We start from the raw sequence: 18951 nt of genomic DNA on the forward strand, positions 1-18951 counted from the left end.
ATTGTTACTCTCTTAATGTTCCTTGAAATTTTTGTTCTATTGCAGTAACTAAATCTTTGCTGAATGAATTTAAATTATCTTCATTTAAAGTACGATCATCAGCTTGAAGCCCTACTCTAATTGCAATAGACTTTTTATCTGAAGGTAATTTATCACCGCTATAAATATCAAATAATATAACTGATTTGACAAGCTTTTTGTTAAAATTATTTATGTATGATATTATTTCACCAACTGGTTGATCATGAGTTATAATAAATGCGTAATCTCTAAAATTAGCTTGGTAATCAGATATTATAAACTCGTCTCTCTTGCCAAATTTAGCTTTAGGTGCAGGTAAATTTGTTATATTTAGCTCAAACGCAAATACGTCCTCTTTAATATCATAATGCTTTAATATTTTAGGATGTATCTGCCCAAAAGATCCTAATAAATTTTTCCCCAAGGCTAAATTTACCGATCTAGTCGGATGATAATATAAAGGTGTAGCCTGATTTGGTACAATACATTTCTCTATAGATAATCCTGCATAATCAAAGATATTTTCTAAATCACTTTTAAGATCAAAAATATCGTAGCTACGCCCCATTGAGTGAGGGTTTTTATTATTATATGAACCTGTTAAAATTGCCGTTAAATAGGTTGCTTCCGTATTTAACCCTATAAAATTTGGACCAACTTCAAAAAAAGCCATATCTTTTATAGAACGTGCAAGGTTTTTTCGAACTATATCAAGTAAATTTGGCACGATAGTAGGACGCATATAATCATCCTCAACGCTTATAGGATTCAGCAAAAATAGCTCATCTTTTAGCTCAGCAAATAATTTAGCATCCTTGCTATTCATAAATGAGTTGGTAACTACCTCATCATAACCTTTGCTTGCAAGTATCCTTTTAAAGCTTGAGATTCTTTTATGTTCTCTTAAACGGTTATTATCTTGGTCTAATTCCGGTAGTTTTATGTTCTCTATCTTATCATAACCATAAACACGGGTTATTTCTTCTACAACATCCTCTAAAATATTTATATCATGACGCCAAGCCGGAGGAGTTACTTGTATTACATCTTTTTCGGTATCGGTAGCAAATCCAAGTTTATTTAAAACAGCCTCTATCTCTTTGATATTTAATTTAATTCCAGTAATTTTTTGTAGATAATCTGCTGGAAAATCCAACGTTTTTTTTGCGGGTTCTTTTTTACCAGATATTACTATTTCTGATACTTCACCACCATCACATATTGATAAAATAAGGTCAGTTGCTATATTTAAAGCTTTTTCGATAAAGTTTCTATCAATATTACGTTCAAAACGATATCTAGAATCAGTATCGATTTGTAGCCGCCTACCGCTCGCTGCAACCATCTTAGCATTAAAACAAGCAGCTTCTAGTAAGATATTAGTTGTATTACTATCACAGCTAGTACTAACTCCGCCAATGATACCAGCTAAAGCTTGCACGCCATTATCGTCCTTTACAACTAGATCGCTTTCATTAAGTAGATATTGTTTATCGTTCAGGGCGTGGAATCCATTTTTGTCATCACTGTCATACCGTGGCTTGACCACGGTATCTTTGGAATTTTCTTGGATCCCGCGGTCAAGCCGCGGGATGACATTTTCCTCGCAATGACGACTTACACTAACATCCCCCCTTAACTTATCCGCATCATAAGCATGCATTGGTTGACCGAAGCTATAGGACATATAATTTGTCACATCAACTATGCTTGATATAGGCTTTACACCAATATTTTTAAGCAATTTCTGGAGCCAATCAGGGCTTGGTTTATTCTTTAAATTTCGTATTTCTCTGAACGTAAATAATGGGCAAGCTTCTTTATCTTGTACACTAAGCTTTACTTTGGAACTAAATGTACTTTTCACCTCAGGGATTTCTAGCTCTTTTAGCGTCCCGATTCCTTTTGCTGCCAAATCTCTTGCGATGCCATAAACCCCTAAAGCATCTCCGCGGTTAGGAGTAACGTTAATAACAAATACTTGACCGTCTAAGCCGTAACATTTGGTAAAAGACTCACCGATTACGGCATCTTCAGGTAACTCCATAATCCCCTCAGACTCAGAAGCTAATAATAATTCCTCTTCAGAACAAAGCATACCGCAACTTTTTGCCCCTCTAATATTAGATTCCTTAATCTTAAATTTGCCATTGGGAATTTCAACACCGATATTAGCCAGTACTACTTTTATGCCGGCTCTTGCATTGCTTGCACCGCAAACTATTTGCAAATTGCCGTTCTTGGTTTCAACTTCACAAATCTTTAATTTATCGGCTGAGGGATGTGGTTTAGTACTTACTATATATGCTACTTCAAACTTTTGTAGATCTGCCGCTTTGTCAATTATTTCTTCTACTTCAAGCCCAATAGCAGTTAAGCTTTCAGCAATTTCAGTAACTGAAGCTGATGTATCTAAAAACTGTTTTAACCATGAGAAGGTAAATTTCATTTCGTAAGCCTTCTTGCTAAATTTGGTATATCAAAGCCTGAGAAGCTATAATGTTTGAGCCAACGCATATCACCTTCAAAAAATTGTCTTAAATCTTTAATATTATATTTCAGCATCGCAAAACGCTCTACCCCAAGTCCAAAAGCAAAGCCTTGATATTGGCTACTATCAATGCCGACATTTTTAAGTACGTTTGGGTGAACCATTCCACAGCCCAAAACCTCAAGCCATTTATCAGTTTTGCTCATCCTAATATCAACTTCGGCTGAAGGTTCAGTAAATGGGAAGAAGCTTGGTCTAAAACGTAGTTCAATATTCGAGTTTTCAAAAAAGTTTCTTATAAATTCCGTGATGACATATTTTAAATGTCCCATATTAATATCTTTATCAATAACAAGCCCCTCTATTTGGTGAAACATCGGCGTATGAGTCATGTCAGAATCCGATCTATAAGTCCTACCTGGTGCTATAAATCTAAAAGGCGGTTTGCCGTTTTTCATTGCTCTAATCTGCACTGTGGATGTATGAGTACGAAGCAGTAACGGCTTATCATTTTCCTGACCTTTTAAATAGAAAGTATCATGCATTTGCCTTGCAGGATGGTCATCCTCAAAATTAAGAGCAGTAAAATTATGAAAATCATTATCAATATTCGGACCGCTTTCTATCGAAAAACCAAACTTAGCAAATACTTGGATTAATTCCTCCATACACTGAGTTATTGGGTGAATTGAACCTTGCTTATATTTTCTTGCTGGAATAGTTAAATCAATTTTATCACTAGAGAGTTTAAGATTTAATTCCTCTTCTTCCAAAATTTCTTCTTTGGCTTTTATTATATTCTGTATTTCTTCTTTTAACTTATTGATTTTTAAGCCAAATTCTTTGCGATCCTGCTCACTTAAAGAACCTAACTTTTTAAGCTCATTAGTAACTATGCCATTTTTACCAAAAAACTCTACTTTATATTCTTGTAAAGTTTTTAAGCTTTGCACGAGCAAAATTTTCTCTTCCGCCAGCCTTAATATTGTTTCTATATTATCCATGATTTTTTGTTTTTATTGTATTTTATATGCCACTGCATAGCTCTATGTCATTCCCAACAATGGAGGGAATCCAATTATATTGTCATCCCGTGGACAAACAACAGGATGACCCCATTGATTAAACTAATACACATTTCATACATCCATCCTCCATCCCCACTAGCTTCGCTTTAAATATCTGCCCTATTTCTAGTGGTTCATCGAGCTTTACCGGTATAAAATTCTCTGTGTGAGCTATATTATTATTCTCTACTAATAACTCCACTTTCTGCCCTATATGCTTCCTGAAAAACTTAGCTAATTGCTTCTGCCCTTCTTGTCTTAGAATTTCAGCTCTTTCTTTTCTTATAGCTTTCGGTACTTGGGGCATACGAGCCGCCGGTGTTCCCTCACGCTCCGAATACGGAAAAACATGTAAATATTGCAACTCAGCTTCTGCAATTAACTTCCTAGTATTTTCAAATATTTCAGGGGTTTCCGTTGGAAAACCTGCTATAATATCAGCTCCAAAAGATACTTCAGGTCTAATTGCTCGCAGCCTGTTACAAAATTCGATTATTTCAGCTCTATTATGCCGTCTTTTCATCCGCTTTAATATCATATCATCGCCTGCTTGCAAACTAATATGAAAATGCGGCATTATTCTTTTATTATAGGCTAAAAGCTCAAAAAGCTCATCATCTATTTCGGCTACATCTACCGAAGATAGCCGAAGCCTTTTTAAATCTGGAACTAAATTTAAAACCCTTTTTATCATCTGAGCAAAGGTTGGGCTTCCGGGCAAATCACCACCATAAGCCGTAACATCAACACCGGTAAAAACCACTTCCTTAAAGCCATTTAATACTAAATGCTTCACTTGTTCGGCTATAGCTCCGATCGCTGTTGACCTGCTTCTACCTCTACCATAGGGAATTATACAAAAAGTACAATTATGATCGCAACCATTTTGCACCTGAATAAAAGCCCGAGATTTGCCATCAAAACTACTAATTAGATGGTTTGCGGTCTCTTTCACTGACATTATATCGTTAACAACTACTTTTTCATCATTAATTTGATAATGACTTGGCAGCAGCTTTTCCTCATTACCTATAACCTTGTTAACTTCTGGCATATCGCCATACATTTTAGGATTAGTTTGAGCACTACAACCGGTGACAATAATTTTTAAATCAGGATTATTTTTTTTAGCGGCACGAATAGCTTGACGTGCTTGTTTTTCAGCAGATTTTGTTACTGCACAAGTATTAAATACTGCGACATTGTCAAGCCCTGAAGCTGCAAGATTTTTCATAATTATCTCGCTTTCATAGATATTAAGGCGGCAACCAAATGTTACTATTTCTTGCTTAAGATTACTCACAATAATATACCCCTTGAGCTACCATCGTAGCCGGTCCTTGCATTATTATATTACCATTTTCCTCTTTCATAATAAGGTTACCATGTTTAAATACTACTTTACATGGTGAGTGAATAAAACCGAGCTTTAAACCAGCAGCAAAGCTACCGCAAGCACCACTACCACAAGCAAGAGTTAGTCCTGCTCCACGCTCCCAAACTGATAGATAAATTTTATTATCCCTAACCTCGGCAAAATTAACATTAACACCATCTATAAACAAATCTTTATCCTGTAATTTCTCACCGACAATTTTTTGATCTTGCAGCTCTAACTTACTAAAAATAACCAAATGCGGATTACTGATATCAACACAAATAGTTTCCTTTAAATCAATCATATAACGTTCAGCAAACTCCCAAATATTATCACGACTTGGCATCCAAGATTCATTAAAACTAACCCCACCTACATTAACACTAATATTATTTGCATCTATAACATGACATAATAATTTCTTATTACCTACTACTACAGTAATATCTTTTTTACCTGTATCAAGATAGATCAATTTTGCTAAACATCTCGTAGCATTACCGCATAATTTAGCACTAGAACCATCAATATTATAGATAATCATTTCGTAAGAATCATTTTGCTCTTCGTAGATAATAAATTGATCGCATCCAATACCTAAATGACGTTCTGCCATACTCTTTGCCAGTTGTGATAAATCGTATGTACCAGTTAAATCTTTCTTGTTAATAATAACGAAATCATTACCAAGACCATGCATTTTTACAAAGTTAATCTTACTACTCATAATGTAATTCTAATATTTAAGATTGTATTATAGCAAATTTCTTAGAATTTGCTATAATGAAGTTATTATATATCAAAATAGATTTCAAATGCTACTTTCACGTTTCTTAGATCCTAAAAATAATTATGCCTTTTTAAAAATTTTCGGCACTGAAAAGAATAAGGACATACTTATCCATTTCTTAAATGATATTTTAGGTTATACAGGAGAAGAACAAATTAAAGAAGTTACTTTCTTAAAAACTAATCAAGACCCTGATATTGCAGTTTATAGACAATCTATCCTTGACGTGTTGTGCAAAGATGAAAATGGCACGCAATTTATTGTAGAAATGCCGGTAAGTAAACATCCAGGCTTTGAAAAAAGAGCCCAACTTTATGCAGCCAAAGCTTATTCAAGACAAATAATTAAAGAGGATAAACATCATAAAAAAATGGCAGTATATGCAAAGCTAAAAGGCGTCATATTCCTTGCTATTGCTGATTTTGTCCTATTCCCAAATAAAAAGGACTGGAGATCAAACCATAGGCTACTTGATACTAAAACCTATGAGAATGATTTACAGAATTTTTATTTTATTTTTTTAGAATTAGAGAAATTTAACAAAGAACTAAATCAATTAGAGAATCTTCAAGAAAAATGGGCATATTTTTTTAAACATGCACATGAAAGTACATTAGAAGAAATGGAGCATTTAATAGGTCCTGATCTTATTATGAAAAAAGCTTTTTACGCTTTAGATCAAGCTAGTTGGTCGGAAGAAGAACTCAACACCTATGAAAAAATGGTAAAAACCGAAATGGATAATTTAGCTGTAGAAGAGCAGAAAATTATGGATGCCGAAGCTAGAGGTGAGGCACGAGGTGAAGCTAGGGCTAATTTAAAAGAATCAAAAATTGCTTTGGCTAAAAAAATGTTAGCTAAAAATAGGCCTTTAGAAGAAATTATCGATTTTACCGATTTAACTAAAGAAGAAATTGAGCAATTAAAGTAAAAATGAAGATACTAAATATTATGCTAAGCCGTGATCTTGGTGGCATACAACAAGCTTTTTTAGACTATAACACAGCTCTTGAAATGCAAAATATTGAGGTAATAAATGTTACCTCCTACAAGGCAAAAATAAATTCGTTTATATCTAGCAATTTTAAGATCCCTAACTTGTTATCTTTTGACTTAATTTCAGTTCTTGTTCTGAAATATAAAATCTATAAAACTAAGCCTGATATTATTATAGCTCATGGGAATAGAGCAATAAATTTTAGTAAACTTGCTAAAACGCCTAAAACTAAACTAATTGGCATTGCTCATAACTATAGCATAAAAGCCTTGCGTGGATGCGATTTTGTTATTGCTTTAACGCATCATATGAAAGAGCATTTATTAAAAAATAACTTTTCTGAATCTAAAATATTTATCCTACCAAATATGATAAATATCACTAAAGAATTTACTCCTAATAAATCATATAAAAAACCGGTGGTAATTGGCGTACTAGCAAGGTTCGTAGCTAAAAAAGGTGTTGATGTTTTTATTAATGCTATCAAAATTTTACAGGACAAAAACTATGAAGTTCAAGCAGTTATAGGTGGTAATGGAGAGGAACAAGATAATCTAACTGCTTTAGTAAATAAACTTAACTTACAAGATAAAATATTATTTACAGGATGGGTTAATGATAAAGATAAATTTTTTGAACAAATTGATATTTTTTGCCTTCCATCACTACATGAACCGTTTGGCATCATAGTACTTGAGGCAATGGAAAATAGTCTACCTATAGTTAGTACAGATACTGAAGGTCCAAGCGAAATCTTAAAACATATGCAAGATAGATTAATTTGTAAAGCCAGATCACCGGAAGATTTAGCCAAAAGCATTGCCTACCTAATAGACAATCCACAAAAAGCAGAACAATTTTCCCAAAAAGCTTATCTAAAACTAACGCAAACCTATAATATTAAAGTTATTTCAGAGAAGTTAGTAACATTATTACATGGTTTAAAAATAGTTAGTTGAAAAAAGATCGCAGTATATTGACATAATAGTTTAAAGAATCATAATTAAAATTAAGTAATATTAATTTATCTTAATTTTAATGAATATACTCGATGAATTTCAAAAATTAGCTACGTCGTTCTACAAGAATGTTATAATTCTATCACTTCTACTACTATGCAGCTGTAAAGCAACATATGATCCCCCCCTAACCTTCCATTACCTAATAGTTGGAATAATTATTCATTAGCATCTCAAAATAACCATATTTCTAAATGGTGGTTACAATTTAACGATCCGGTACTTAATAACTTAATTGAGGAATCTTTAGCTAATATAGCTTAATGCGATAAGGTAGTGACTTATAGTATGAGTTGGATTATACTAAATGAAAAACTTATGGCAAAGGCATATTCATACGATTTAAGAATACGAGTAATAAAAAGTTTAACAGATGGTAAAACAATAAAAGAGACTTCAGAGATATACTCTATTAGTAGGAAGACTATAATAGAGTGGAAAAAATTAAAGAAACAAACTGGGGATGTCAAAGCAAAAAGTGGTTATCATACAGGACATCGTAGAATAATAAGAGACATAGAGGGATTTAAAAAATTTATAGAATTAAATTTTGATAAAACCACCATGGAGCTAGCTAATAACTGGAGTCAAAAAGTATCTGCAAGTACGATATCAAGATTGCTTAATAAATTAGGTTATAGTTATAAAAAAAACTTTTCTTCATCCCAAAAGGGATATTGGTCTAAGGAATGAGTTTATATTGAAACTAAAAACTATAGATAAACAAGATTTAGTATTTATCGATGAGTCTGGGATAGAAGATAATAGCTGTAGAGAACACGGGTGGAGCATTATCGGTCAAAGATGTTATGGTGAAAAGGTCTATCAACATAAATCACGGATTAGTATGATTGCTGGGCTGTGTGTCAAAGATATTATTGCCCCAATAATATTTGATGGGACATGTAATAAGGACATTTTTGAAACTTATGTACAAGAGATATTGATCAAGGAATTAAAGGCTGGTCAGATAGTAGTAATGGATAATATTAATTTTCATAAAAGTACAAAAGTGAAAACGTTAATTGAATCTGTTGGTTGCAGTATTTTATTTTTACCAACTTACTCTCCTGACTTAAATCCTATTGAGCATTACTGGTTTAAAATCAAGAATGAAATAAGAAAAACTATTTCTAATTTTGAGCACTTTTTTGATGCTGTTTACTATGCTCTTAAAAAATCACTACCTTATCGCATTAAGCTATAACTCTGATATTGAACTTGCAATGAGCAATGTCGCAGCTGCAACAGCTCAATATAACCTTGTTAATTCTTATAGATTTCCACAGATTAATCTACAAGGAAGTAGCAATCGCACAAAGATTAGTAAACAATTAAAACAACCAAATCAGCCAAAAATTTCTAATAATTTTGGGCTTGGTAGTGTACTTAATTACGAAATAGAATTATGGGGACTAGCTGCTAATGCTAGTGAATCAGCCCGTAGAACCTTGCTAGCAAGCGAATATAGCAAGGAGGCAGTACGGCTAACAGTTATAAGTAATGTGGCTATCAGCTATTTTAATATTCTAGCATTGGATAAACAAATATATCTAACCAAGCAACTAAAAGACAGGAGCATGAAACAGCTTTAAAGATTTTATTAGGCTGCTCCCCTGAAAATATAGTAAATGGCTTAGTTTATCGTGATAAGCCTATAGATTATTTTCCTACTACGCCTGTATTACCATCAGAACTTTTAGGACAAAGACCGGATATTAAGGCAGCAGAGCAGAATTTATTTGCAGCTGATAGTAATTTAAGAGCAGTGAAAGCCACTTATTTTCCGCAGATTTCTTTAACAGGTTTATTAGGTTTTGGCAGTAATAAGTTAAATACTCTATTTGGTAGCTCAGCTGAGACTTGGCAAGTAGGTGGTACTATAGCTGGTCCTATCTTTGATTTCGGTAAAACTAAGGCTAATGTAGAGATTGTGGAAAGCACTAAACAACAATACATAGCTATGTATAAAGCAACTGTGCGTACAGCTTTTGGTGAGGTTATGGACGCTTTATCGGCTCAGCAAACAGTGAGTAATAATTTTCGTATCTGGCAACAAAATGAAGTAGCCTTAACCTCTTATTTTTAAATTAGCGAATCAGTGTTATAAACATGGTAATATAGATTATTTACAGTACTTACTGCTAAACAGAATATGTTATAGAACGAAATAGATGGAGTTTCTATTAAGCTTTCACATTTAAGTAGCATGGTTAATGTCTTCCATGCACTTGGTGGAAATTGGTAGACTCGTTTTATTTGAAAAATTGGCGGCGTTACTTTTCGCTTATAATCCTCACGTATTATATATACGCTGCGGTTATAAGCCAAAACTTACGCTATGAGTAAAAAAGTGATAAATTATTGTAAAAATAATTAAACATGTCCAAGAGGATAAAGTTGCAAGCAATACCAATTAATAGGACAGATTATTGTCAATTTTTAATAGTTAGCCAAAAGAATTATAGTTTAACCTACTACGCTGAACATGCAAAGAAATGTAGTCATGATGTTATTAATAGATTTTTAAGGAATGAAAAATATACACCTTCTTTGTTATGGGAACACATCAAGAATGATGTTATTTTTTCATCTAATGGATATACAATATTTGATGATACGGTTTTAAATCTCTTTTGGGTATATTCCCCGCCGCTTGCGGCGTAATATGGCGGAATGAGCAAATATATACATAAAAGTCATAATGTTACGGTACTGCTGTATCACATGGTATTTCCAGCAAAATATCGCCGAGCAGTGTTTGACGTATCAGTTGATCAAGTATTACGAGAAATATGTTTAGAGATAGAAAAGAGATATCAAATAAAATTTTTAGAAATAGGGGTTGATGAAGATCATGTCCATTTTTTGGTACAATCTGTACCAACCTATAGCGTAACAAAAATAGTAACAACAATTAAAAGTGTTACAGCTCGTCAAATATTTAGACAGTGTCCACAGGTAAAGAAACAATTATGGGGTGGAGAATTTTGGACTGATGGATATTTTACGAGTACGGTAGGTAAGCATGGAAATGAGAATATGATAGGAAAATACGTAAAAAACCAAGGCAAGGAATATCAGAAACTGCATGAGGATCATCAGCTAGCTTTCTTCTAAAATACCCCGCTGCTTGCGGCGGGGATTACTTTTATTAAAAGGAATACGAAGCAAATAGAAATTGCAAGATCGCAGTACAGTGGAGCTACAGGTAGAGTTACTAAAGGTATAGGAGTAGTGAGTCTGGTATATTATAACCCTGATATTAATAAGTTTTGGGTAATAGATTATCGAATTTTTGCACCTGATCATGATGGAGCAACAAAACTAGAACACCTATTAAACATCAAAACTTACGCTATGTTTGGTTCTAAATATCGTAAAGATGGAGAACGCAGCTGTTGTTGCATATAGTCATCTAAAAGCCCTAACTTTATTTGGTAAACCGTTTTACCGATTGTATTTGCAGTCCTTTTGAGAAATGCCCAAACTAAAAATGCCCAACTAATATGATTACGTTGAATACGCTGTTTCCTGCATTGACAACGTTCTATCCCAGTAAGTTGCTTAATTTCTCTGTGCATGCTCTCAATTACCCATCGAAAGCCACACTCATCTTGTGCAGCTTTAGAAGATTTGTGAGTTTTGTTATTGGTAACAACATACTCAACTCTGTTGGTAGAAACAGTAAATTTAAACAAATTAACATGCTTATTTTTAGCAAAGCCTTTTATATGAATCTCTACTCCATGCCTGATCTCTTCATCTGAAAATGTCAACTCTTTTACAGCTTTATAAGGTTTAGAATCGTGCGTTTTACTAACGTTTCTATTGGCAAAACTTATGCTATGTTTGATATAATGCCCATGAATTAAGGGATATTATGAAGTGCTTCACTATAAAACATTGCTGTGTAATAAGAGTTTTTAGCATATTTGCTATAACATAGCGTAAGTTTTGTTGGCTTTAATAGGGGCATAATAATATTTCCCCAGAGAGTCAACATGTTGCATAATTTTGTGTGTAGAATACCATGTGTCAAAAAGTACTGTTTGAAAAGGAATCTTCTTGCTATAAACAGCATTATTTAACATGTTTAATAGGTGTTCTAGTTTTGTTGCTCCATCATGATCAGGTGCAAAAATTCGATAATCTATTACCCAAAACTTATTAATATCAGGGTTATATAGCCAAAACTTACGCTATGTTATAGCAAATATGCTAAAAACTCTTATTACACAGCAATGTTTTATAGTGAAGCACTTCATAATATCCCTTAATTCATGGGCATTATATCAAACATAGCGTAAGTTTTGTAGCATAAGTCATTAAGGTACTGACAGAGCGAGAGTATCATGTTATAGTAAGCAAATATTAACAAGCATGTAAAGAGATATGGCACGAGCATATGCAATAGAACTAAGACTAAGAGTTATAAAAGCTGTAGAAGCAGGGATACGAATAAGTAAGGTAAGTAAATTATTTAATGTAAGTCGTGATACTATATATAAATGGAAAAAATTAAAAGATAAGCAAGGTACTTTAGAAGCAGCAACTGGTTATCAGAAAGGACATAGTCATAAGATAAAAGATTCAGAATTTTTTAAAGCTAATATGAATAAAACATCAAAGGAGTTAGCAAAGCAATGGGGTAATATTGCATCTGTAACTATTTTAAGACAAATCAGAAAACTTGGCTATAGCTATAAACAAAACTCATTTTCATCCGAAAAGAGATATTAAATTAAGAAATGAATTTATAGCAAAGATACAAACCATCACAAAAGACAAATTAGTATATCTTGATGAATCTGGAATAGAGGATAATGCTTGCAAAGAGTATGGATGGAGCATTATAGGACAAAGGTGTTATGGAGAAAAGGTGTATCAACATAAATTTAGAATAAGTATGATAGCTGGTCTTTGTAATGGTAATCTTATTACTCCTGTAATATTTGAAGGTAATTGTAATACAGAGGTCTTTAAAACTTATATTAGGGATGTATTAATTACAGAATTACAACCTGGGCAAACCGTTATTATGGATAACATTAATTTTCATAAAAATTCTAAAGTTAAAGAGTTAATTGAATCCGTTGGTTGTACCATATTGTATTTACCAACTTACTCTCCTGATTTAAATCCTATAGAGCATTACTGGTTTAAGATAAAAAATGAAATTAGGAAAGTTGTAGGAGATTTTGAAACATTTTATGATGCTGTTTTTAATACTATTAAATTGTCAGTATCTTAATGATTTATGCTATAATATACCAGACTCACTACTCCTATACCTTTAGTAACTCTACCTGTAGCTCCACTGTACTGCGATCTTGCAATTTCTATTTGCTTCGTATTCCTTTTATTTAAAACCGTATCATCAAATATTGTATATCCATTAGATGAAAAAATAACATCATTCTTGATGTGTTCCCATAACAAAGAAGGTGTATATTTTTCATTCCTTAAAAATCTATTAATAACATCATGACTACATTTCTTTGCATGTTCAGCGTAGTAGGTTAAACTATAATTCTTTTGGCTAACTATTAAAAATTGACAATAATCTGTCCTATTAATTGGTATTGCTTGCAACTTTATCCTCTTTGACATGTTTAATTATTTTTACAATAATTTATCACTTTTTTACTCATAGCGTAAGTTTTGAAGCTTCAAAGTGCCTTGCTCTTTTCCAAATAAAACTTCGTCTACAAGTACATAAAGTAGATATTGAGGCAAATAAAACAATGCTTAAAATAATAATGCGGAATTTAGTATTAACGATATTAGCAATATCACTTATAATATTATTAATTTGGTTAGTAATACATCGGAACAAAAAAAATAACTTAAGCAATATCGCAGCTCCCGTTGAAGTAACAAAAGTTATTAGACAAAACTTACGCTATGAGTAAAAAAGTGATAAATTATTGTAAAAATAATTAAACATGTCCAAGAGGATAAAGTTGCAAGCAATACCAATTAATAGGACAGATTATTGTCAATTTTTAATAGTTAGCCAAAAGAATTATAGTTTAACCTACTACGCTGAACATGCAAAGAATATGTAGTCATGATGTTATTAATAGATTTTTAAGGAATGAAAAATATACACCTTCTTTGTTATGGGAACACATCAAGAATGATGTTATTTTTTCATCTAATGGATATACAATATTTGATGATACGGTTTTAAATAAAAGGAATACGAAGCAAATAGAAATTGCAAGATCGCAGTACAGTGGAGCTACAGGTAGAGTTACTAAAGGTATAGGAGTAGTGAGTCTGGTATATTATAACCCTGATATTAATAAGTTTTGGGTAATAGATTATCGAATTTTTGCACCTGATCATGATGGAGCAACAAAACTAGAACACCTATTAAACATGTTAAATAATGCTGTTTATAGCAAGAAGATTCCTTTTCAAACAGTACTTTTTGACACATGGTATTCTACACACAAAATTATGCAACATGTTGACTCTCTGGGGAAATATTATTATGCCCCTATTAAAGCCAATAGAAACGTTAGTAAAACACACGATTCTAAACCTTATAAAGCTGTAAAAGAGTTGACATTTTCAGATGAAGAGATCAGGCATGGAGTAGAGATTCATATAAAAGGCTTTGCTAAAAATAAGCATGTTAATTTGTTTAAATTTACTGTTTCTACCAACAGAGTTGAGTATGTTGTTACCAATAACAAAACTCACAAATCTTCTAAAGCTGCACAAGATGAGTGTGGCTTTCGATGGGTAATTGAGAGCATGCACAGAGAAATTAAGCAACTTACTGGGATAGAACGTTGTCAATGCAGGAAACAGCGTATTCAACGTAATCATATTAGTTGGGCATTTTTAGTTTGGGCATTTCTCAAAAGGACTGCAAATACAATCGGTAAAACGGTTTACCAAATAAAGTTAGGGCTTTTAGATGACTATATGCAACAACAGCTGCGTTCTCCATCTTTACGATATTTAGAACCAAACATAGTGTAAGTTTTGTAAATTTATGTTGATACACCTTTTCTCCATAACACCTTTGTCCTATAATGCTCCATCCATACTCTTTGCAAGCATTATCCTCTATTCCAGATTCATCAAGATATACTAATTTGTCTTTTGTGATGGTTTGTATCTTTGCTATAAATTCATTTCTTAATTTAATATCTCTTTTCGGATGAAAATGAGTTTTTTTATAGCTATAGCCAAGTTTTCTGATTTGTCTTAAAATAGTTACAGATGCAATATTACCCCATTGCTTTGCTAACTCCTTTGATGTTTTATTCATATTAGCTTTAAAAAATTCTTTAAAAGATTCTGAATCTTTTATCTTATGACTATGTCCTTTCTGATAACCAGTTGCTGCTTCTAAAGTACCTTGCTTATCTTTTAATTTTTTCCATTTATATATAGTATCACGACTTACATTAAATAATTTACTTACCTTACTTATTCGTATCCCTGCTTCTACAGCTTTTATAACTCTTAGTCTTAGTTCTATTGCATATGCTCGTGCCATATCTCTTTACATGCTTGTTAATATTTGCTTACTATAACATGATACTCTCGCTCTGTCAGTACCTTAATGACTTATGCTATACAGTATCAGATATGTCTAGTGGTACTAAAGCAATGTTTACATTATTAAAATCAATAGATGACTTTAATGATATATTCTCAGACCAAGAAGTTATTGTTGAAGATTTTATCCTAGCACACATAGCAATGATATTTTCACAACAGCTTATAGCACTATAGTAGAGCTAGTAAGCCCATTAACAAATTATGTTTACGATTTTTCTGGGGTAAATAATAATTAGTCGGTTTTAATTTTTCGTCATTGCGTGGATCGAAAAGCATCATCAGTGTCATCTAGTTGCTTGGGAACTAAAGATCCAGAAAATAATAAAAAATACTAATAATATTAGTATTTTTTAGCTGGATCCTGTGAATAAAAGTAATCCCCGCCGCAAGCAGCGGGGTATTTTAGAAGAAAGCTAGCTGATGATCCTCATGCAGTTTCTGATATTCCTTGCCTTGGTTTTTTACGTATTTTCCTATCATATTCTCATTTCCATGCTTACCTACCGTACTCGTAAAATATCCATCAGTCCAAAATTCTCCACCCCATAATTGTTTCTTTACCTGTGGACACTGTCTAAATATTTGACGAGCTGTAACACTTTTAATTGTTGTTACTATTTTTGTTACGCTATAGGTTGGTACAGATTGTACCAAAAAATGGACATGATCTTCATCAACCCCTATTTCTAAAAATTTTATTTGATATCTCTTTTCTATCTCTAAACATATTTCTCGTAATACTTGATCAACTGATACGTCAAACACTGCTCGGCGATATTTTGCTGGAAATACCATGTGATACAGCAGTACCGTAACATTATGACTTTTATGTATATATTTGCTCATTCCGCCATATTACGCCGCAAGCGGCGGGGAATATACCCAAAAGAGATTAACATAAAAGCAGCAAGTTTTTTAAATAAAAAGCTCGATTTATCTCGCTTTATGTGGATTCCCGCCTCTAGCTAAGAATGACATATAAGGTCACCTATACCTGAAAAAAATATAACATTTTTTTAAAAATGTCCGGTACTATAGAATAAATCATGGGGTGACAGTGGGGATTGATCCAGGTAGATTAATACCTACTCGCAATGAAGATTAACTTACTTCACCGTTTCAATCAACTTTCTAACTCCGTCTACTGACTTATCAAATAAAGCTTGTTCATCAGCAGTTAGTTGCAGTTCGATTACTTTCTCTACACCATTTTTGCCTATAATAATGGGTACACCAGCATATAAATCTTTTACGCCATATTCGCCTTGCAAGTAAGCAGCACAGGTTAGAATTTGTCGTTTATCTTGTAAATAAGATTCAAGCATTTCTACAGCAGAAGCAGCAGGGGCATAATAAGCTGATCCTGTTTTAAGTAATGCCACGATTTCGCCACCGCCATTTCTAGTGCGATCAATTATTTTTTCGATACGCTCATTGGTTGATAATCCCATTTTTACCAGATCAGGTATAGGCACACCTTTGACAGTAGAATATCTAGCAAGCGGTACCATAGCATCACCATGACCGCCAAGTACTATACTGCTAACGCTATAAGTTGACACTTTAAACTCCTCAGCAAGAAAAAGGTTAAATCTTGAGGAGTCAAGCACGCCCGCCATACCAATAACTTTATTATGTGGCAAGCCGCTTTCTTTCAACATCACGTAAACCATGACATCTAGCGGGTTGGTAATTACTATTACAAAAGCATTAGGAGCGTATTTTTTAACATTTTCTGCAACGCTTTTCATAATACCGGTATTGACGCTAATTAAATCGTCTCTACTCATGCCAGGTTTTCTAGGCAAACCGGCAGTAATAATTATTGTGTCTGACCCTTTAATATCTTTATAGTCATTTGTGCCTTTAATTTTGATATCAGAACCTGCTAGAGTATTTGCTTGCATTATATCTAGAGCTTTTCCTTGCGGAATTCCTTCAGCCACATCAAATAATACTATATCACCTAAGTTTTTAAGACTGATTAAATGAGCAAGCGTTCCACCTATATTACCGCTTCCTATTAATGAGATTTTTGGATTTTTTTTCATTATGTCCTCAATATTAAATATATATGTCTAATATATTATAAATACGTTTAAGAAAAAAGTTTTTTTAAAAGAAATACATTTTTATATAATGTCATTCCTGCGTAAGCATTGTTGCGTGGATCGAAAAGTATCCTAAGGTAGTCTCATACCGTGCTTGGGAACTAGATCCAGAAAATAATAAAAAATACTAATTTTATTAGTATTTTTAACTGGCTCTAGTTCATAAATCACGGGATGACAACATAAGGTGTCCACCAAAGCCGACTTATCCGTGTGATGACACGGATTGGAGTTTTCTTTTAGCTGCTTCTAGATATAGGAAGATAATTGGTGTGATGTAGAGAGTTAGTAGTTGTGAAGTAAGAAGCCCGCCAACTACTGCAAGCCCTAGCGATCTTCTTTCTGCTCCTGTGCTACTAATCCCAAGAGCTATCGGCATAGCACCCATTAATGCCGCTAAGGTGGTCATCATTATAGGTCTAAATCTTATAGTGCAAGCCTCTAAAATTGCATCTTTGGAACTTTTATTGCTAGTACATTCAAGTTCTAAGGCAAAGTCGATAATCATAATAGCATTTTTCTTAACGATACCGATTAACATAATAAGCCCGACAAAGCCGTACATATCCAACTCACTCTTAAACAAAACTTACGCTATGTTTGATATAATTCCTATAAATTAAAGGATATTATAAAGTGATGCACTGTAAAAACATAGCTTTGTAGTAAGGGTTTTTAGCATATTTGCTATAACATAGCGTAAGTTTTGTAAATATTAGCAAGGTAAGTAATGCACCAAACACGGCAGTTGGCAGCCCTGAAAGAATTGTTACCCCGGATGCACGAAACTTTCATAAAGCATGCCGAGAATGATATATATAACTATAACGGCAAGACCTAGTAATAGCCCAAGGTCAGAAAAAGAAGACTGGAAAGCTTGTGCAGTTCCTTGGAAACTTCCCGTAATTGTTGCCGGCATTTGTAATTCTCTTACCGCTTCATTAACTTTTGGAACGGCATCGCTAATTGAAAAGCCGTCTTGTAAATTAAATGATACTGTAACGGATGGTAATTGACCAAAATGTGAAATACTTAAAGGTCCAACGCTATTAACAATTTTAGCAAGAGTGGTCAGTGGGACTAAAGTGTTATTTGCAGAATTAATATTAACTAAGGATAACATTGATGAATCAGTTTGATATTTAGGATCTAACTCTAAAATAATATCATATTGGGCAGTAGGAGTATATAAAGTTGAAATCTGATCAGCCCCATAAGCAGCATATAAAACATTTTGTATTTGCTCAACCGATATACCTAGCTTTGCTGCTTTGTACCTATCAATTTGCACTAAAGTTTGTGGTTGTGACATTTGTAAATCCGAAGTTACGTCTAAAAATCCAGGCGTAGCTGCAAGTTTTGCCTGTAATTTTGGGGAAAAATCAAACAGCTCATCTTGATCAAGACCTTGCAGGGTATATTGATATTGGCTTTTTGTTGCCTGCCCGCCAATTAGTAATAGTTGGCACGTTTTGGGTATATACCTTTAA

Annotated in this window: 22 protein-coding genes and 3 pseudogenes; 13 read left to right on the plus strand and 12 right to left on the minus strand. The window is 33.2% G+C overall.

The features are described from left to right. Positions 1-4 precede the first annotated feature (4 nt). From pheT to dapF, 4 genes are all read right to left on the minus strand, one after another. Positions 5-2470, minus strand: coding sequence for a phenylalanine--tRNA ligase subunit beta (gene pheT / locus AAGD55_RS08500; RefSeq protein WP_341791156.1), 2466 nt, complete (start codon positions 2468-2470; stop codon positions 5-7). Next, entirely contained in the window at positions 2467-3516 is a 1050-nt protein-coding gene (pheS, locus tag AAGD55_RS08505) for a phenylalanine--tRNA ligase subunit alpha (protein ID WP_341791157.1), read from the minus strand. Before pheS ends, pheT begins: the two co-directional genes overlap by 4 nt. Before the next feature lie 118 nt (positions 3517-3634). After that, complete coding sequence (gene mtaB, locus AAGD55_RS08510; RefSeq protein WP_341792567.1) at positions 3635-4885, minus strand: tRNA (N(6)-L-threonylcarbamoyladenosine(37)-C(2))-methylthiotransferase MtaB; 1251 nt, start codon at positions 4883-4885, stop codon at positions 3635-3637. Then, on the minus strand, positions 4875-5684 hold the full coding sequence (gene dapF / locus AAGD55_RS08515) for a diaminopimelate epimerase (RefSeq protein WP_341791158.1): 810 nt from the start codon (positions 5682-5684) through the stop codon (positions 4875-4877). Before dapF ends, mtaB begins: the two co-directional genes overlap by 11 nt. Before the next feature lie 88 nt (positions 5685-5772). Here dapF and AAGD55_RS08520 point away from each other — a divergent pair, with 88 nt between their 5' ends. The 8 genes from AAGD55_RS08520 (at position 5773) to AAGD55_RS08555 (ending at position 11177) form a co-directional block, all read left to right on the plus strand. After that, positions 5773-6678 (plus strand): Rpn family recombination-promoting nuclease/putative transposase, encoded by a 906-nt coding sequence (locus tag AAGD55_RS08520; protein WP_341791159.1) that lies wholly within the window; start codon positions 5773-5775, stop codon positions 6676-6678. A gap of 2 nt (positions 6679-6680) precedes the next feature. Then, entirely contained in the window at positions 6681-7703 is a 1023-nt protein-coding gene (locus AAGD55_RS08525) for a glycosyltransferase family 4 protein (protein ID WP_341791160.1), read from the plus strand. Between the two features lie 378 nt (positions 7704-8081). Continuing rightward, a protein-coding gene (locus AAGD55_RS08530) for an IS630 family transposase (protein ID WP_341792495.1) occupies positions 8082-8970 on the plus strand; the annotation gives its coding sequence in 2 pieces (ribosomal slippage) (positions 8082-8408 and positions 8410-8970; 888 coding nt in all). 19 nt (positions 8971-8989) lie between these two features. Continuing rightward, on the plus strand, positions 8990-9358 hold the full coding sequence (locus tag AAGD55_RS08535) for a TolC family protein (protein ID WP_341791161.1): 369 nt from the start codon (positions 8990-8992) through the stop codon (positions 9356-9358). A gap of 122 nt (positions 9359-9480) precedes the next feature. Then, on the plus strand, positions 9481-9852 hold the full coding sequence (locus AAGD55_RS08540; RefSeq protein WP_341792568.1) for a TolC family protein: 372 nt from the start codon (positions 9481-9483) through the stop codon (positions 9850-9852). Positions 9853-10145: 293 nt separating this feature from the next. Beyond that, positions 10146-10430, plus strand: a complete 285-nt coding sequence (locus tag AAGD55_RS08545; RefSeq protein ID WP_341791162.1) for a hypothetical protein — start codon at positions 10146-10148, stop codon at positions 10428-10430. A gap of 9 nt (positions 10431-10439) precedes the next feature. After that, on the plus strand, positions 10440-10883 hold the full coding sequence (gene tnpA, locus AAGD55_RS08550) for an IS200/IS605 family transposase (protein WP_341790826.1): 444 nt from the start codon (positions 10440-10442) through the stop codon (positions 10881-10883). A 117-nt stretch (positions 10884-11000) separates the two neighbouring features. After that, positions 11001-11177: a hypothetical protein gene (locus AAGD55_RS08555; RefSeq protein WP_341791163.1), complete on the plus strand. Its 177-nt coding sequence runs from the start codon at positions 11001-11003 to the stop codon at positions 11175-11177. Here AAGD55_RS08555 and AAGD55_RS08560 read toward each other — a convergent pair. Next, positions 11117-11542: a transposase gene (locus AAGD55_RS08560; RefSeq protein WP_341791164.1), complete on the minus strand. Its 426-nt coding sequence runs from the start codon at positions 11540-11542 to the stop codon at positions 11117-11119. The two genes, AAGD55_RS08555 and AAGD55_RS08560, sit on opposite strands and share 61 nt — an antisense overlap. A 159-nt stretch (positions 11543-11701) precedes the next feature. Next, the gene (locus AAGD55_RS08565) at positions 11702-11857 is read right to left on the minus strand and encodes a hypothetical protein (RefSeq protein ID WP_341791165.1); all 156 of its coding nucleotides are present in this window, start codon (positions 11855-11857) and stop codon (positions 11702-11704) included. Between the two features lie 301 nt (positions 11858-12158). On the opposite strand from AAGD55_RS08565, the gene AAGD55_RS08570 reads away from it, so the two are divergent. Further along, a protein-coding gene (locus AAGD55_RS08570) for an IS630 family transposase (protein ID WP_341791166.1) occupies positions 12159-13017 on the plus strand; the annotation gives its coding sequence in 2 pieces (ribosomal slippage) (positions 12159-12473 and positions 12475-13017; 858 coding nt in all). Here the strand turns inward: AAGD55_RS08570 and AAGD55_RS08575 are convergent. Next, positions 13014-13376, minus strand: a complete 363-nt coding sequence (locus AAGD55_RS08575; RefSeq protein WP_341791167.1) for a hypothetical protein — start codon at positions 13374-13376, stop codon at positions 13014-13016. The genes AAGD55_RS08570 and AAGD55_RS08575 overlap by 4 nt on opposite strands. 335 nt (positions 13377-13711) lie before the next feature. On the opposite strand from AAGD55_RS08575, the gene AAGD55_RS08580 reads away from it, so the two are divergent. Next, entirely contained in the window at positions 13712-13834 is a 123-nt protein-coding gene (locus AAGD55_RS08580; protein ID WP_341791168.1) for a hypothetical protein, read from the plus strand. Next, positions 13818-14762, plus strand: a complete 945-nt coding sequence (locus AAGD55_RS08585; RefSeq protein WP_341791169.1) for a transposase — start codon at positions 13818-13820, stop codon at positions 14760-14762. The genes AAGD55_RS08580 and AAGD55_RS08585 overlap by 17 nt, the downstream gene beginning before the upstream one ends. 220 nt (positions 14763-14982) lie before the next feature. On the opposite strand, the pseudogene AAGD55_RS08590 reads toward AAGD55_RS08585, so the two are convergent. After that, positions 14983-15285 (minus strand): annotated as a pseudogene (locus AAGD55_RS08590) (IS630 transposase-related protein); the annotation flags it as partial. A gap of 92 nt (positions 15286-15377) precedes the next feature. Here AAGD55_RS08590 and AAGD55_RS08595 point away from each other — a divergent pair. Then, a complete protein-coding gene (locus AAGD55_RS08595) occupies positions 15378-15524 on the plus strand; it encodes a hypothetical protein (RefSeq protein ID WP_341791170.1) in 147 nt (48 codons plus the stop codon). 228 nt (positions 15525-15752) lie between these two features. Here AAGD55_RS08595 and tnpA (AAGD55_RS08600) read toward each other — a convergent pair whose 3' ends face one another. Then, positions 15753-16196 (minus strand): IS200/IS605 family transposase, encoded by a 444-nt coding sequence (tnpA, locus tag AAGD55_RS08600; protein ID WP_341790826.1) that lies wholly within the window; start codon positions 16194-16196, stop codon positions 15753-15755. Between tnpA (AAGD55_RS08600) and AAGD55_RS08605 the strand changes: the two genes are divergently transcribed. Next, positions 16170-16319: a hypothetical protein gene (locus AAGD55_RS08605; RefSeq protein ID WP_341792611.1), complete on the plus strand. Its 150-nt coding sequence runs from the start codon at positions 16170-16172 to the stop codon at positions 16317-16319. The genes tnpA (AAGD55_RS08600) and AAGD55_RS08605 overlap by 27 nt on opposite strands. Before the next feature lie 137 nt (positions 16320-16456). Here AAGD55_RS08605 and mdh read toward each other — a convergent pair whose 3' ends face one another. The 3 genes and pseudogenes from mdh to AAGD55_RS08620 all read right to left on the minus strand — a co-directional run. Beyond that, positions 16457-17401, minus strand: a complete 945-nt coding sequence (mdh, locus tag AAGD55_RS08610) for a malate dehydrogenase (protein ID WP_341791171.1) — start codon at positions 17399-17401, stop codon at positions 16457-16459. A gap of 265 nt (positions 17402-17666) precedes the next feature. Further along, a pseudogene (locus tag AAGD55_RS08615) lies at positions 17667-18044 on the minus strand (efflux RND transporter permease subunit); the annotation flags it as partial. Between the two features lie 130 nt (positions 18045-18174). Then, positions 18175-18941: pseudogene (locus AAGD55_RS08620) on the minus strand (efflux RND transporter permease subunit); the annotation flags it as partial. Positions 18942-18951 lie beyond the last annotated feature (10 nt).

Origin of the sequence: Rickettsia endosymbiont of Gonocerus acuteangulatus (assembly GCF_964026435.1) — a bacterium.
In the GTDB taxonomy this organism is placed as follows: Bacteria; Pseudomonadota; Alphaproteobacteria; order Rickettsiales; family Rickettsiaceae; genus Rickettsia.

Excerpts from the sequence above, each read along its gene's own strand:
- pheT (WP_341791156.1), bottom strand. The coding sequence starts at position 2,470 with ATGAAATTTACCTTCTCATGGTTAAAACAGTTTTTAGATACATCAGCT.
- pheS (WP_341791157.1), bottom strand. The coding sequence starts at position 3,516 with ATGGATAATATAGAAACAATATTAAGGCTGGCGGAAGAGAAAATTTTG.
- dapF (WP_341791158.1), bottom strand. The coding sequence starts at position 5,684 with ATGAGTAGTAAGATTAACTTTGTAAAAATGCATGGTCTTGGTAATGAT.
- AAGD55_RS08520 (WP_341791159.1), top strand. The coding sequence starts at position 5,773 with ATGCTACTTTCACGTTTCTTAGATCCTAAAAATAATTATGCCTTTTTA.
- AAGD55_RS08525 (WP_341791160.1), top strand. The coding sequence starts at position 6,681 with ATGAAGATACTAAATATTATGCTAAGCCGTGATCTTGGTGGCATACAA.
- AAGD55_RS08535 (WP_341791161.1), top strand. The coding sequence starts at position 8,990 with ATGAGCAATGTCGCAGCTGCAACAGCTCAATATAACCTTGTTAATTCT.
- AAGD55_RS08545 (WP_341791162.1), top strand. The coding sequence starts at position 10,146 with ATGTCCAAGAGGATAAAGTTGCAAGCAATACCAATTAATAGGACAGAT.
- tnpA (WP_341790826.1), top strand. The coding sequence starts at position 10,440 with ATGAGCAAATATATACATAAAAGTCATAATGTTACGGTACTGCTGTAT.
- AAGD55_RS08565 (WP_341791165.1), bottom strand. The coding sequence starts at position 11,857 with ATGTTAAATAATGCTGTTTATAGCAAGAAGATTCCTTTTCAAACAGTA.
- AAGD55_RS08575 (WP_341791167.1), bottom strand. The coding sequence starts at position 13,376 with ATGTCAAAGAGGATAAAGTTGCAAGCAATACCAATTAATAGGACAGAT.
- AAGD55_RS08580 (WP_341791168.1), top strand. The coding sequence starts at position 13,712 with ATGTCCAAGAGGATAAAGTTGCAAGCAATACCAATTAATAGGACAGAT.
- AAGD55_RS08585 (WP_341791169.1), top strand. The coding sequence starts at position 13,818 with ATGCAAAGAATATGTAGTCATGATGTTATTAATAGATTTTTAAGGAAT.
- AAGD55_RS08595 (WP_341791170.1), top strand. The coding sequence starts at position 15,378 with ATGTCTAGTGGTACTAAAGCAATGTTTACATTATTAAAATCAATAGAT.
- AAGD55_RS08605 (WP_341792611.1), top strand. The coding sequence starts at position 16,170 with ATGACTTTTATGTATATATTTGCTCATTCCGCCATATTACGCCGCAAG.
- tnpA (WP_341790826.1), bottom strand. The coding sequence starts at position 16,196 with ATGAGCAAATATATACATAAAAGTCATAATGTTACGGTACTGCTGTAT.
- mdh (WP_341791171.1), bottom strand. The coding sequence starts at position 17,401 with ATGAAAAAAAATCCAAAAATCTCATTAATAGGAAGCGGTAATATAGGT.